The 13,966-nt window shown below is 71.6% G+C and carries 14 protein-coding genes; 9 read left to right on the forward strand and 5 right to left on the reverse strand.

Translation table 11 applies throughout. From position 1 onward, the window contains the following. Positions 1-3: 3 nt before the first annotated feature. From OG943_RS19990 to OG943_RS20000, 3 genes are read left to right on the forward strand one after another with little or no spacing between them, the layout of a single operon-like run. On the forward strand, positions 4-1,002 hold the full coding sequence (locus OG943_RS19990; RefSeq protein WP_328611306.1) for a 4,5-dihydroxyphthalate decarboxylase: 999 nt from the start codon (positions 4-6) through the stop codon (positions 1,000-1,002). Beyond that, positions 999-2,000 (forward strand): amidohydrolase family protein, encoded by a 1,002-nt coding sequence (locus tag OG943_RS19995; RefSeq protein WP_328611307.1) that lies wholly within the window; start codon positions 999-1,001, stop codon positions 1,998-2,000. Before OG943_RS19990 ends, OG943_RS19995 begins: the two co-directional genes overlap by 4 nt. A 34-nt stretch (positions 2,001-2,034) precedes the next feature. After that, complete coding sequence (locus OG943_RS20000; RefSeq protein ID WP_328611308.1) at positions 2,035-2,361, forward strand: YciI family protein; 327 nt, start codon at positions 2,035-2,037, stop codon at positions 2,359-2,361. 389 nt (positions 2,362-2,750) lie between these two features. Here OG943_RS20000 and OG943_RS20005 read toward each other — a convergent pair whose 3' ends face one another. Beyond that, positions 2,751-3,560: an SDR family NAD(P)-dependent oxidoreductase gene (locus OG943_RS20005; protein ID WP_328611309.1), complete on the reverse strand. Its 810-nt coding sequence runs from the start codon at positions 3,558-3,560 to the stop codon at positions 2,751-2,753. A gap of 224 nt (positions 3,561-3,784) precedes the next feature. Between OG943_RS20005 and OG943_RS20010 the strand changes: the two genes are divergently transcribed. Next, complete coding sequence (locus OG943_RS20010; RefSeq protein WP_328611310.1) at positions 3,785-4,375, forward strand: TetR/AcrR family transcriptional regulator; 591 nt, start codon at positions 3,785-3,787, stop codon at positions 4,373-4,375. A gap of 30 nt (positions 4,376-4,405) precedes the next feature. Here OG943_RS20010 and OG943_RS20015 read toward each other — a convergent pair whose 3' ends face one another. Beyond that, positions 4,406-5,392 carry an SDR family NAD(P)-dependent oxidoreductase gene (locus OG943_RS20015; RefSeq protein ID WP_442874748.1) on the reverse strand — a complete coding sequence of 329 codons (987 nt, stop codon included), beginning with the start codon at positions 5,390-5,392 and terminating at the stop codon, positions 4,406-4,408. Positions 5,393-5,487: 95 nt separating this feature from the next. Beyond that, positions 5,488-6,081 carry a TetR/AcrR family transcriptional regulator gene (locus OG943_RS20020; RefSeq protein WP_328611311.1) on the reverse strand — a complete coding sequence of 198 codons (594 nt, stop codon included), beginning with the start codon at positions 6,079-6,081 and terminating at the stop codon, positions 5,488-5,490. Positions 6,082-6,217: 136 nt separating this feature from the next. On the opposite strand from OG943_RS20020, the gene OG943_RS20025 reads away from it, so the two are divergent. The 5 genes from OG943_RS20025 (at position 6,218) to OG943_RS20045 (ending at position 9,868) form a co-directional block, all read left to right on the forward strand. Continuing rightward, entirely contained in the window at positions 6,218-6,604 is a 387-nt protein-coding gene (locus OG943_RS20025) for a hypothetical protein (RefSeq protein WP_328611312.1), read from the forward strand. Next, positions 6,601-7,788 (forward strand): acyl-CoA dehydrogenase family protein, encoded by a 1,188-nt coding sequence (locus tag OG943_RS20030; RefSeq protein WP_328611313.1) that lies wholly within the window; start codon positions 6,601-6,603, stop codon positions 7,786-7,788. Before OG943_RS20025 ends, OG943_RS20030 begins: the two co-directional genes overlap by 4 nt. Next, complete coding sequence (locus OG943_RS20035) at positions 7,788-8,678, forward strand: alpha/beta hydrolase (protein ID WP_328611314.1); 891 nt, start codon at positions 7,788-7,790, stop codon at positions 8,676-8,678. Before OG943_RS20030 ends, OG943_RS20035 begins: the two co-directional genes overlap by 1 nt. Next, positions 8,678-9,013, forward strand: a complete 336-nt coding sequence (locus OG943_RS20040; protein ID WP_328611315.1) for a flavin reductase family protein — start codon at positions 8,678-8,680, stop codon at positions 9,011-9,013. Before OG943_RS20035 ends, OG943_RS20040 begins: the two co-directional genes overlap by 1 nt. 96 nt (positions 9,014-9,109) lie before the next feature. Continuing rightward, positions 9,110-9,868, forward strand: coding sequence for a DeoR/GlpR family DNA-binding transcription regulator (locus OG943_RS20045; protein ID WP_328611316.1), 759 nt, complete (start codon positions 9,110-9,112; stop codon positions 9,866-9,868). On the opposite strand, the gene OG943_RS20050 is transcribed toward OG943_RS20045, so the two are convergent. Both OG943_RS20050 and OG943_RS20055 read right to left on the reverse strand, forming a co-directional pair. Continuing rightward, on the reverse strand, positions 9,869-11,935 hold the full coding sequence (locus tag OG943_RS20050; RefSeq protein WP_328611317.1) for a protein kinase domain-containing protein: 2,067 nt from the start codon (positions 11,933-11,935) through the stop codon (positions 9,869-9,871). 65 nt (positions 11,936-12,000) lie between these two features. Next, positions 12,001-13,839: an FUSC family protein gene (locus tag OG943_RS20055; RefSeq protein WP_328611318.1), complete on the reverse strand. Its 1,839-nt coding sequence runs from the start codon at positions 13,837-13,839 to the stop codon at positions 12,001-12,003. Positions 13,840-13,966: the final 127 nt, after the last annotated feature.

Here is a 13,966-nt window from a genome sequence, read left to right on the forward strand (position 1 = left end):
ACTATGTCTGCTCCACATCTGGACATCGCCACCTTTCGCTACGACACCACGCGTGCGCTGTTCGACGGAACAGTGGCGTTCGATGACGTCGACGCGGCCCTGCACACCGCCGCCACCATTCCCGAGATCTTCGCCGGTCTGGCGTCCGGCCGGTTCGACGTCGCCGAGTTCGGCCTCACCTACTACCTGCGGGCGCTGGACGCCGGCTCCGACCTCATCGCCATTCCGGTGTTCCCCAACCGGGTTTTCCGGCATTCCTGCGTTTTCGTGAACACCGCCAAGGGGATCACCGGCCCAGAGGACCTCGTCGGCCGCACGATCGGCGAGTTCGGCATGTACGGCCAGGACTCGGGCGTCTGGGCGAAGGGAATCCTGTCCGACGACTACGGCTTCGCCCCGGAGAAGAACCAGTGGGTCCTCGGCGGGCTCGAGACACCGTTGTCCGCTCCGTTCGAGTTCACCACGCACCCGCACCCGGACAACGTCGAGATCAGCTTCGCGCCGCCGGGCCGCACCCTCGCCGACATGCTCGACCGCGGGGAGATCGACGTCCTGTTCAGCGCCAACGCCCCGATGAACTACCTCGCCGGCTCACCCAACATCGCGCCGCTGTTCCCCGACCACGAAGCCCGCGAGCGCGACTGGTACCGCCGCACCGGCATCTTCCCGATGATGCACACCGTGGCCGCGCCCCGCGAACTGTTCACCGCCAATCCCGGCCTGGCCCAACGCCTCTACCAAGGATTCCTCTCGGCCAAGGACACCGCCGCCGAGAGGTACCGCACCATGCGACGGCTCTACCAGGTCACCACGATGGTGCCCTGGATGAACGGCCTGTTCGAAGGAAACCGCGAACTGTTCCCGGAGGACTGGTTCCCCTACGGCATCGACGCCAACCGCACGGCGCTGCAGACCTACCTCCGCTACTCCTACGAGCAAGGGCTCTCGCCCGCCCTGCGCACCGTCGACGAGCTGTTCGTCGAAGAATTGCGGAACACGTGAGCACCGAATACCGCGTTGTCGCCCTCGAAGAACACGTGGTCACCCCCGAGGTCGTCGCCGCGTGGCAGAAGCTGGAGCCGCAGTGGCGCGACCTGGCCCTGGCCCCGTCCACCCAAGGTGAGAGCGGACGACGGCTGGCCGAGATGGGCGACGAGCGCATCGCGGCGATGGACGCCGCCGGCATCGACACGCAGGTCCTGTCACTGACCGCGCCCGGCCTGCAGAACCTCGAACCGGCCGACGCCATCCCCCTTCAGCGAGAGGTCAACGACCTGCTCGCCGACACCGTTCGCACCCGGCCGGACCGCTTCCAGGCATTCGCCACGCTGGCCACCCCAGCGCCGGAAGCCGCGGCCGCGGAGCTGGAGCGCGCCGTGACCCGGCTCGGGCTGGCCGGTGCCATGGTCTTCGGCCGCACCCGCGAGCGGCACCTCGACGAACCGGAGTTCCGGCCGCTCCTCGAAGCCGCCGCCGCCCTGCGCGCACCGCTGTACCTGCATCCGCAATCGCCGCCGACCACCGTGCGCCAGGCGTACTACGGCGGGCTCGGAGAGCGGCTCGACGCGGCACTGGCCACGCACGGCATCGGCTGGCACTACGACTGCGGCGTCGAACTGCTGCGCCTGATCCTGGCCGGCGTGTTCGACCGGTTTCCCGACCTTCAGGTCATCGTCGGGCACTGGGGCGAGCTGATGATGTTCTTCCTCGACCGCATCGACACCAACCTCACCGAAATCGCCGGTCTCGACCGACCGATCTCCGACTACCTGCGCACCAACGTGTTCGTCACCCCCAGCGGCATCCTCAGCGAGAAGTATTTGCGCTGGACCGTCGAAACGATCGGCGCCGAACGCATCCTGTTCGCCGCCGACTACCCGTTCGTACCACTATCGACCGGAGCACGCGCGTTCCTGGACACGGCGGCACTGGACCCGGCCCAGCGGGCTGCCATCGGCTCGACGAACTGGGAACGAATCCACACCCGGATCCGCCGCTGACGCGGTGGAAGACCAGCGAGGAAGAACATCGAGAATGTGGTACCTGACAATTCAACGGTGGACCGGCGACCGTCAGAAGGCGCTCTCCGAACTGGTCGAGGACCACCTCGCCTGGATGGCGGAGCAGCTGCGTGCTGGCAACGTCTTGCTGGCGGGCCCGTCAGCGGACATGGAACTCGGCATCGTGGTATTCCGGGCTGAGAACCAGGCCGAGGCCGACGAACTCTGCAGGGCCGACCCCTTCGTCGCGGCCGGCTATCGCGAGTTCGACCTGATCGCCTGGGACGTGCACCAACTCTTCGGCGTCAACGCGTCCCGGCTGCCACCGAGAACGGGAAACTCAACCGGCCCCGGGTCCTGACGAAATCAGCAATCACACAGCGCAAGGAGACGAACAGATGGTACGCACCAAGGTCACGTACGTCGGCACGCTGGCCGCGTGCGGCGGCGGCACCACGCCGGGGGCACGTACAGCATCCGCACAGGGACTGACCTTTGTGCTCCGAGCAGTGCATGGGGGTTCCGGCCTCCTGGTCGTCCAGCTGCGGAGCCAGCTCCACCAGGCTGGTCACCCAGTGTGACAGCAACGTCACCTGCAGGGTCGCCGATCACGAATTGCCTGATCGCCCGCGAATGGCCGAAAGCGGTACGTTCAGCCGGCCAGGATGCGGCGCGTTATGAAAGAGCGAGATAGCCCAACGGGTATTGGCCGGACCGTCTGCGTCCGCGCCGCATCCGTTCGCTGGATCGTCAGGTGCCCAGGTCCCGGGTCATGCCGTGTCCGACGAGGCCCAGGCCGCCGTCCCAGGAGAAGAATCCGCCGGTGGCGAGGGTGGATTCCTTGCCCGCCAGCAGCACATAGATCGGTGGGTATTCCTCATCCCGCGGCATCCGGCGCAGCGGCGTCATGTCCGCCACTTGGCCGTCGCGGTCCAGCGTCTTCAAGCTGATGCCCTCCTGCCCGAGGGCGACCGGTCCGCGCAGGTCGCTGCCCGGGACGCCGCCGGGGATGACGGCGTTGACCCGGACTGCGGGCGAGTACTCGAAGGCGAGCTGGCGGACGAGTCCCACCCCGGCGTGCTTGGAGAAGGTGTAGAGCGGGCCGGACGCGCCGGGATAGAACCCGGACGTCGACAGGGTCAGGGTGATGCTGCCGTTCGTCTTGGCCAGTTCCGGTCTGGCGGCGACGGCCGCGAACAGGTAGCCCTTGAAGTTGACGGCCATGATCTCGTCGAGCGCGCTCTCCAGCTTGTCCGGCGGAATCTGATCCAGCCGGGCCGCGTATTCGTTGATGGCCGCTGTCCCGACGAGGGAATCGAGGCGGCCGAACCGATCGACGATGCCGGACACCGCCCGCTGGTGGTCCTCGAGGTGGCGGACATCGCCGTGGACGGCCAGCACGGCGTCGCCGTACTCATCGGTGAGTGCCGCCAGTTTGTCCTTGTCGTGGTCGAGCACGCCGACCAACGCGCCTTCGGCCACGAACCGGCCGACGACGGCGCGGCCCAAGCCGGACCCGCCGCCGGTGATCAGGGTGACGGCTCCTTCCAGCCGGCCCATCAGAACGTCACCTCCGAGGCAACCTCGGCATTGACGGGCGGAGTGCTTGACCTGATTGCCGTTTTACCCATGCTCGACTCCTTCGCGTCCAGCGATGCGTGCCGGAGGGGGACCCGGTAAACTCCGAATCGGAGGAACCTCCGGTACGCCGTCGAGCGTAACCGGAGGAACCTCCGTTAAGCAACTCCGCACGCCGATCCGTGTGGGCCGAAAGGGAGAATCCCGTGTCAGAGAACGGCACCAGACCGGTGCGCGCCGACGCGCGGCGCAACTACGACCGGCTGCTCGAAGTAGCCGTGCACGCCTTCGCCACCGACGGCACGCACGTCACGCTCGAGCGCATCGCGAAGACTGCCGGCGTCGGAATCGGCACGCTCTACCGCCACTTCCCCACCCGCGAGGCGCTCGTCGAGGCCGCCTACCGCCACGAGCTCACCGACCTCTGCGACGCGGTGCCCGGCCTGCTGCGGTCGATGCCGCCGGACCAGGCGACCCGCGCCTGGATGGATCACTTCATCGACTACCTGACCACCAAGCACGACATGGCCGAGGCACTCCGCGCCGTCATCGCCTCCGGTGGCAACCCCTTCGCCGAAAGCCGCGGCCGGCTGATCGCCGCCATCACCGCGCTCCTCGAAGCAGGCGCCGCCGCCGGGACACTACGGCCGGACGTCGAACCCAACGATGTGCTCGTGGCACTCAACGGCGTGTCCCTGGCCGCCGGCGAGCCGAGCCAGCGCGAACAAGCCGGCCGCCTCCTCGACCTTCTCACCGAGGGCCTGCGCCAGCACTCCGGGCCCGCTGAGCAGCGATAGCAGCGTTCCGCTCGGCGAACCCGTGCCTTATTACTCGAAACCAAGCAGTGCGAGCGACAACTCCCAGAGCCGGTTCGCGTTGGCCGGGTCAAGTGCGTAAGCCTCGACGCCGGAGATTGCGGTATTCGGGGCGGCGGGGTCCAGGACGGCCGCTTCGTCGCAGTCCTCGAAGTAACGGCCGCCGGTACCGTCGAGCTGTCGCGAGGTGGCGACGAAGACGCTCGTGGCCGCGCCTTGCTGTGGGGTCTTGAATGTCACTTCCGACTCGGCATATGTCCGTGCGTACGGGGCTGCGGCCACCAGCGCCGCCGAGACGTCAGGGTCCAGGTGTTGCGAGAGGTTGGTGGCCGCGATCGTCCCGGGGTGGACCGCGTTGGCGGTGATGCCGTCACCGCCCCAGCGGCGGGTCGCCTCGACGGCGAACAGGACGTTGGCGGTCTTGGATTGACCGTAGGCGAGGCCCAGGTCGTACGGCCGGGCGGTGAAGTTCACGTCGCCGAACACCACCGGTGAGCGCCGGTGCCCGACGGAGCTGAGCGACACGATCCGCGCATCACCGGCCGCGGCGAGTGCGCCGTGCAGGCCGAGCGCGAGCGCGAAGTGCCCGAGATGGTTGGTCGCGAACTGCGTCTCCCAGCCCTCGGGGGTCACCTGGAGATCACGTCGCCCCATAGTGCCCGCGTTGTTGACCAACACGTCCAACGGCCCGTCCCACGCCGCGACGAAGGCGGCGACGGACCCTTGGTCGGCCAGATCGAGCGGCACAACGTGGATCTGCTTGTTCCGGGTGCCGGCGATGATGTCCTCGGCGGTGCGGCGACCGGCCTCGGCCCTGCGCACGCCCAAGGTCACCTCGGCGTTCGCGCCGGCCAGCGCCCGTGCGGTCTCCACGCCGATGCCGGACGAACCACCGGTGACGATCACGCGCTTCCCGGAGAGGTCGATGCCGTCGATGACATCCGCGGCGGTCGACCGCGCGCCGAACCCGGTAGTGATGCGGTTGCCGTTCATGGCCATGCCTCGTCCCCGTCCGGTCGTAACGGAGGAGCCTCCGGTACGGCTTCCACCGTAACCGAACGCCGGACCGGCGGGCAAGACGGCCGACGAGCGCGTCAGGTGAAGGCCTTGACCATCAGGTCTGCCACCTGGTCGAGGTACTCCGAAGTGACCGGTTCGCGCCGCGCGTGCAGGCGCCAGAAGACCGGCGCCGCGAATACGTCCAGGGCCAGCTCGCGGTCGATGTCCGCGGGCACCTCGCCGCGGGCGACGGCGCGGTCGAGGACTTCCATGCCGAGCGCGCGACGGGGGGCGGCGATGTCGTCGGTGAGCGCGCGGGCCAGTGCTTCGTTGGTGCGGGCGATGCCCAGCAGGTCGGTGAAGATCGGGCCGATGCGCGGGTGGCCGACCCACTCCAGCACCGCGTCGAGCGTCGCCCGCAGGTCGCCGCGGAACGAGCCGGTGTCGGGCACCGCCGCCAGCGGCACGCCCAGTGCCGCGAACGTGCTGACGGTCATTTCCAGCTTCGACGGCCACCGCCGGTACAGCGCGCTCTTGCCCACTCCGGCGCGGCGCGCGACGGCGTCCATCGACAGGGATTGGTAGCCCTTCTCCGCCAGCTCGTCCAGCACGGCCTCGACGATCGAATCCGTCAGGTCCTGCCGAAGGACGGCGGCGCCCGTGGGGGTTCGGCGCTTGATTTCCGGCATGGGCGGCGATGTTAGCACTGGACAGGACCGTCCCGTCCCGCCTAAGGTCGTTGAGACGATACGGTCCCGGCCTGTTCACTCAGCACTACCACCTCATCACCATCATCGAACTCGCGTCGCACCGGAAGGAAGTTTCGTGAGCGACTATTCCGAGAATCCCGGCGATACCCTCCTCTTCGAGAACGACCGGGTGCGCGTCTGGTCCATGACGCTGGCGCCGGGCCAGATGTTCGACTTCCACCAGCACCACCACGACCACGTCGTGGTCTGGCCCGAAGCCGGCCTCGCGCAGGCGCAGGAACTGGGCGACGACGAATGGGGCCTGACGCAGGAGGCCCAGCCCGGCTTCGTCCTCTACCGGACGGTCGGGCACCGGAAACCCCTGACGCCGCACCGGATCCGCAACATCGGGGAGGACGCCGTGACGCACTTCGTCGTGGAGCTGCTGGAGAAGTCGCCGAGTGCCGAGGCCGAGCCGTGGGTCTTCAACGACCGCGGCGCGATCCGTAAGGAGAACCGATGACCACCGGACTGCCGCAGACCCGCCGCGAGGTCGTGGAGCGTGCCCGCGAGCTGCGGCCGCGGCTGGCGAAGGACGCCGTGCGCATCGACGCCGAGGGCGCCGACCCCACGGACAACATGCGCCTGCTCGGCGAGGCCGGGCTGCACCGGATCAACGTGCCCGTCGAGTTCGGCGGCCTCTGGGACGGCGGCCTGTACGGCGGCTGGCGCGAGACCATCGAGGCGATCACGGAGATCTCCGCGGCCGACGGCTCCACCGGCCAGTGCTGGGGCACCACGGCGCTGGTCGCGCGCGAGCTGTACGGCTCGGACCTCGACGCCGGGACCAAGCGGCAGCTGGCCGGCGAGCTGATGCACGAGGGACGCCGGTTCGTCGCGTCGAACGCCGAGACCGGCGGCGCCGGCCCGGTGACCGGGCGCCGGGTGGCCGGCGGCCTGGTGGTCAGCGGCACCAAGACGTTCAACACCGACAGCGGGGGCGGCGGCCGCGACCTGTCCTGTGTCAGCTTCGCGCTGGCCGGCCCGGACGGCGGGAGCACCCGCCACCACGCGCTGATCCGGCTCGACGACCCCGCCCTCGAGGCCCGCGGCGACTGGGACAACATGGGCCAGCGCGGCACCTGCAGCCAGACCATCGTCTACCGCGACGTGTTCGTGCCCGACGGCTGGCATTTCGCCTCGCACGAGCCGGACCCGTACTTCCTGTGCGCGGTCATGCTCCTGCACGCGGCGCTCCTGCAGGGCATCGGCGAAGGCGCGTTCGAGACGGCCGTCGGCTACCTGCGCGAGCTGAACCGGCCGAGCATGCCGAGGTTCGGCGCCGCGGCCACCGACCCGCTGATCCACCGGCAGCTCGGCGAGATGTCGAGCGAGCTGGCCGCGGGGCGGGCGTTGATGGTGGCCACGGCCGCCGAGCTGGAGGACCCGCCCGTGGACGCCGGCGAGATGGGCATCCGCGGGTTCCGCTCGAAGGTCGCCAGCACCCGCGCGGGCCTCGACGTGTCCTCGCGCCTGCACGACCTCACCGGCGCGCGCAGCACGTCCAACCGCTACCGGTTCGACCGGTTCTGGCGCAACGCCAGGACGTTCGGCTCGCACGACTCGCTCGACGTGAAGAACGCCCTCATCGGCGACTACGAGCTTTCGGGGGAGTTCCCGGTGCTCTCGGACTACGTGAAGTTCTGATGCCGCACCCCTCGGAACTCCTGCCGCCGCTGGATTACGCGGCCATGGTGCCGCGGGCGCTCACCGAACCGCACGCCGTGGCCGCGCTGCCGGGTGCGCTCAGTCATCTGAACGTGGCCTACGCGACGATGACCGGCTGGCGGCCGTTGCGGCTCGACCTGCACGTGCCGGCCGGCTCACCCGGCCCGCACCCGGTGGTGGTGTACGCGCACGGCGGCAGCTTCCTCGCCGGGGGCCCGGCGCTCGGGCCGTGGACTTCCCTTCCCGCCCAAGGGATCGCGGTCGCGTCGGTGGCCTACCGGCTGGCCGGGGAGGTGCCGTTCCCGGAGCCGGTCGAGGACATCCGCGCGGCGGTCCGGTGGGTGCGCGCGTCCGCGCCGCGGTTCGGCCTCGACCCGGCGCGGGTCGCCGGCTGGGGCAGTTCGGCGGGCGGCTACCTGATGACCATGGCGGCGCTGACCGGTGAAACGGCGCTGGGGCGGGAGTTCGGCGAGCACCGGGACTTCTCCCCCGCACTGTCCGCGGTCGTCGACCACTACGGCCTGGCCGACCCCGCGCGGCTGCGGGAGGACGCGCACGACAACACCGAAGAACAGCTGCGCGCGCTCGACGGCATCGCGGCGCAGTTCTTCGGCGCGGTCCCGCCCGCCTCGGCGGACCCGCTCCGGCTGGCCCGCCCGGGCGCGCCGCCGTTCCTCATCATGCACGGCGACGACGACCACCGCCTCGGCCTGCGCCAGAGCGAACGGCTGCGCGACGGGCTTTCCGCGGCCGGCGTGCCCGCGTCACTGGTCGTCGTGCCGGGCGCCGACCACGCCGGCCCGGAGTTCTCCTCCCCCGAACTGGTCGGGCAGGCGGTGCGGTTCCTGCGCGAGAGCTGGGCGGCGTGATGGACCCGGGCAGCCTGCGCGCGGCCTTCGGCTGTTTTCCCAGCGGGGTCACGGCTTTGTGCGCCCTCGTCGACGGCGAGCCGGCCGGGATGGCGGTCAGCGCGTTCACGCCGGTCTCGCTGGACCCGCCGCTGATCGCGGTGTGCGTCCAGGAGACTTCGCAGACGTGGCCGAGACTGCGCACCGCGCCGGCGATCGGCGTCAGCGTGCTGGCCGGCCATCACGGGCCGCTGTGCCGGCGGTTGTCCGGCCCGGGCGACCGCTTCACCGGCGCGGGCCGGACGTTCGCGGAGTCGGGCGCGATCCTCGTCAGCGCCTTCCGTCAGCTGGCCTGAGCCACGGCAGGAATTGACCACAGTGGAAATTGACCGCAGTGGGAGTTAGCACACCACGTGTGTGCGAACGACCATCCCGCGTGCGAGCATGGGCGCATGAGAAGTGCTGAACGCCGGCAGGTCATCGTCGAGCGGCTGCGGGGGTCCGCGCAGGTGGCGGTGGCCGAGCTGGCCGAGGTGACCGGCGCGTCCGAGATGACCGTGCGGCGGGATCTCGACGTGCTGGCCGCGCACGGTGTGCTGCGGCGGGTGCACGGCGGCGCCGTCCCGGTGGTGCCGACGGGGGTCGAGCCGCCGTTCGACGCGCGGCTGGCGACGGGCGCCGGCACCAAGCAGTCGATCGCCGCGATGGTGGCGTCGATGATCTCCGACGGCGAGACCGTGCTCCTCGACAGCGGCACGACGGCGCTGGAGGTCGCGAAGTGGCTGCGCGACCGGCCGGTGACGGTGATGCCGCTTTCGCTGCACGCCGCGCTCGCGCTCGTCGACGCGCCGAACGTCCGGATCCTGTTGCCCGGCGGCGAGCCGCGCCCCGGCGAGCTCGCGCTGGCCGGCCCGCTGGCACTGGCGTCGATGCGGTCGCTGCGGTTCGACGTGGCCGTGCTCGGCGCGTGCGCCTTCGGCCTCGACGCGGGCCTGACCGCGTTCGACCTGAACGACGCCGAGGTGAAACAGCAGGCGCTCGCCGTCTCGCGCCGGTCGATCCTCGCGGCGGACGGCTCGAAGTGGGGCCACGCCGCCCTCGCCCACGTGTGCGCCGCGGCCGACCTCGGCGCCGTCGTCACCGACGAGTCGGCTCCCGAGGACCAGCGGCGCGAGCTGGCGGCCCTCGGGGTGCACGTGTACGTCGCCTGATCACTTGCCCGGGGGCAGCGCCGCCACGAGCAGCACCCCGCGGTCCTGATCGACCACGTACGCGCGGCTCCCGTCCGGGGCGAGCGCGACGGAGGCCGAGTTGTCCGCCGTCACCGGCAGGGTTCCGCGCGATGTGCCCGTGGCGACGTCGATGATGGTCAGCACGTTGCCTTCGCCGTGGGCGTAGGCGGTCCGGCCGTCCGGCGAGAAGGCGACGTTGACGGCCGGCTTGTCGAACCGGACGGACCCGGTGACGGCCCGCGAGGCGACGTCGACCAGGTCCACCTGGGGCCGGTCGGCCTCGGCGACGTACAGGTGACGGCCGTCCGGGCTGTACGTCGGCGAGAAAGCCGGGCCGCCGACCGGGACGGTGGCCGTGACTTGGCCGTCGGCGCGGTCGAGCAGGACCAGGTCGGGGTTGTCGAAGCTGGTGACGGCGAGCGTGGTCCCGTCCGGTGACAGCGCGACGAAGTCCGGCGAGGCGACCGGATACCGCCGGGTGACCACGCCCGCGCGCAGGTCGACTTCCACCACGAGGCCGTCGCGCTGCAGCGCCGTGTAGCCGAACCGGCCGTCGGCGGAGATCGCCATCGAGTACGCGCGGGCCTGCAGCGGCACGGTCCGGCGGACGGTGGCCGTCGCGGGATCGATCTCCTGCAACCCTTGCGGCACGGCGACCCACATCGCGTCGCCGGAGGGGGTGAAGGCCACGCCGGACGGGTTCCCCGACACCGTGATCGTCGTGACGCGGGCGCTCGTGGCCACGTCGACGACGCTGACGGTGCCGCCGCCCTCGTCCGCGACGCAGACCCGGCGGCCGTCCGGCGCCACGGCCAGTCCGAACGGGGCCTGGCCGACCGGGACGCTGCTGACGGTCCCGGCGGGCAACGGCGGCAGGATCGCGGGCTTCGGTTGCGCCACAGGCGATCCCGCGGCCGGCGTTCCGGCGGACGGCCCCGCCGCGACCGGCACGGCCGTGCCCGCCAGCTGCCGGGACCGCCCGGCCACCGCGGCGGCCGTGATCCCGCCGCCCAGGATCAGCACCACGGCCACCACTGCGGCGACCCGGAGGCGCCCCAGCCCGCCACCGCGCGCGAAGCTACTGTCCTTAGTGGACAGATCGCCGACACCGCCGCCCAGCCCATCGCCGCGGGTGAGCTGAGGCCCGGCAACCCCCGTGGCCGGCGCCGCGATCCCCGCCCCGCCGACCGGTCCACCCACGGTCGGTGCCGCGGCCGGTGTGGTCCCGGCCAGTGCCGCCCGGACCGCCGCCGCCAGCGCACCCGCTGTGGCGTAACGGTTTTCGGGGCGTTTCGCCATCCCGGTGGCGACCACGGTGTCGAACTCCGGCGGCAGGAACGGGTGTTCGGCGGCGGGCCGCGGTGGCGGCTGGTCGAGGTGGGCGCGCAACGCCTCCGGCAGGCTGCCCGCGGCGAACGGCGGCCGTCCGGTGAGGCAGGTGTAGAACAGGCACGCGAGCGAGTACACGTCGGCCCGGTGGTCGACCGGCCCGCTCTCGAACTGTTCGGGCGCCATGTAGTCCGGCGTCCCGGCGATCCGGGACCCGCCGGTCGCGGTGAGGTCCGGCCGGGTCGCGATGCCGAAGTCGAACAGGTACACGAAGTCGTCGTCGAGCACCCGCACGTTGGACGGCTTGAGGTCCCGGTGCACGAGCCCGTCGCCGTGGGCCAGGTCGAGCACGCCGGCCAGCTGCTCCACGATCGACGCCACGCGCGCGGGCGGCAGCGGCCCGTCCTCGGTGAGCACAGTGGACAGATCGCGGCCGCCGACCAGCTCCATGTCGAGGTACAGCCGGCCGTCGACCTCGCCGTAGCGGTGAATGGGCACGACGTGCGGGCTGCGCAGGGCCGCCGCGAGCCGCGACTCACGGCGGAACCGCGTCCGGAACGCCGGGTCGAGCGCGAGCCCGGACGGCAGCAGCTTGAGCGCGACGAGCCGGTCGTCGTGCTCGGTGTCGCGCGCCCGCCAGACCTCGCCCATGCCACCGCCGCCGATCATCGACTCGAGCGCGTACGGGCCCAGGCGGGCCGCTCCCTCTTCCGTCACGAGCCGACACTAAGCCGCGAAACCGGGACCGGTCCCCGCACGGCAAGATCATGCCGTCGCGATGGCTAAGCCGAAGGCGCGAGCACGGGCCGGGCGTGCTGCACCCGCAGGACGTCCGCCAGGATCAGGTCCGCGACCAGGCGCTGCTCGTCGTCCGCGGGCTCCGGGAGGGCGGGCGGCACGGAACCGTCGGCCAGCGCGCGGGCGGCGCCTTCGGCGAACGCGGCCAGCTCGGGTGAGCCGCCGCGCAGCATGGCGCCCGCGGACGCCGCGAGCCCGCGCAGCCCACCGGCCGCCTCGTCGAGGGCCTCGCGCTGCGCCTCGTCCGGCGTGCGACTGCCCGGCTCCGGGCTGAGCAGGTCCTGGTGGGTGCGCACGGCGGCGCGGAACCGCAGGCCCAGCTCCCGCTGGGCGGGGGACTCGCCCCGCAGCCGGGACGCGACGTCGGCGAGCAGGTCGCCCATCGCGGCCGTGGCGTCGGCGAACCGGCGCGAAACCGGCGGCTTCGGCACACCCGGCACGGCGGCGAAGCCGAACAGCAGGCCGATCACCACAGCCAGCAGCACGAGCAGTATGTACTCCACGAGCACCGACACCGCGTCGAGGTGCCGCGTGGTCGCGTTCACCCCGACGCTCATCAGCACGATGCACCCGTTGAACACCATGGGTTTCGTCTGCATGAACGGGAATCCGACGAGCAGCGCGACGAGCCCGATGGGCAGCAGCGCCGATTCCGGCAGCAGCCACAGCACCAGCGCGAGCACCACGGCACCGGCCACCGCGCCCGCGCATCGTTGCCAGGCCTTCGACAGCGTGTCGCGCCACTCCGGCTGCATGATCGCGTACGTCGTCATCAGGAACGACACGGTGAGCGGGTCCCCGGGCCGCAGGCTCGCCACGATGACCGCGACCAGCATGCCCAGCGCGCACCGGACCGCGTGCCGCAGCTGGGCCGAGCGCCACGACAACGCGCCCGCCGCCTCGTGCCGCACGGCCTCCTCGACGAGGTGGCGCGGGAAGTCCACGGTGGACTCGTCGCGGACGGCGACCGCCGCGTGCACGGCTTCGACCGCGGTCCACAGGTCGTCGACCAGGCGCCGGGTCTCGCCCGGCAGGTCCACGGTCACGTCGACGCGGGTGACCGCGGCGAGTTCGGCCGGGGCGTTCTTCTCCCGGACGGCTTCGGCGATCCGCGCCAGCTCCTCGTCGACCGCGGTGAGCACGGCCGTGACGGCGTCGGCGGCTTCCGGGTCCAGCGCGCGGAGCCGGTCGCGCAGCACCGCGGCGGTGCCGTGGGCGCGCAGGCCCGCGCCGAGGACCCGGGCCTGCCACGCGCGCGGCCGGTCGGCCAGCCAGAGCCGGGTGGCGCGCTCGGCGCTGTCCTGGTCCGGCCCGGCCAGCGCGTCGGCGAGCGCGGCGCGGGTCGGCTTGCCCGGGTCGCCAAGGCCCATCAGCAGCCGCAGCACGAAGACCACGCCGATCGCGAGCGCGGGCGCGCCGATGATCTGCGCGGTGCTCGCGGAGCCGGTCAGCTGGAAGCCGTAGCCGAACACCGAGGCCATGCCCAGGCCGAGCCCGACGGTCACGAACCGCGCGCCCAGCGCCGGCAGCAGCGCGGACACGAACACCACGATCGTCAGCAGCGCCACCGCCGCGACCGTCGAGACCTGGCCGAGCAGCCTCGGCCCGGCCGCGCCGATGATCACCGCGGGCGCGAACACCGCCAGCAGCCGCAGGTCGGGCCGCAGCGGCCCGCCGTTCGCGGCCATGAAGCAGAACAGGGCGGTCAGCCCGGCCAGGATCATCGTCCCGCCGAGCCCGACGGCCGCGCCGATCCCCGCCGTCCCGCCGACCACCACCAGAATGACGACGAGCATCCCGCCGCCGCGCGCCAGAGCGTTCACCGCACCTCACCGTCGTCGATCTCCGCGAGGAGCCTCGCACCTCCGGCTCCGGCGCGCCACAGCGGGGCCACAGTCCTTTGTAGACTCAGTCCTTTGTAGACTCAAGCCTTGGTGGACTGAACCGCCG

This window comes from Amycolatopsis sp. NBC_00345 (assembly GCF_036116635.1).
GTDB lineage: Bacteria > Actinomycetota > Actinomycetes > Mycobacteriales > Pseudonocardiaceae > Amycolatopsis.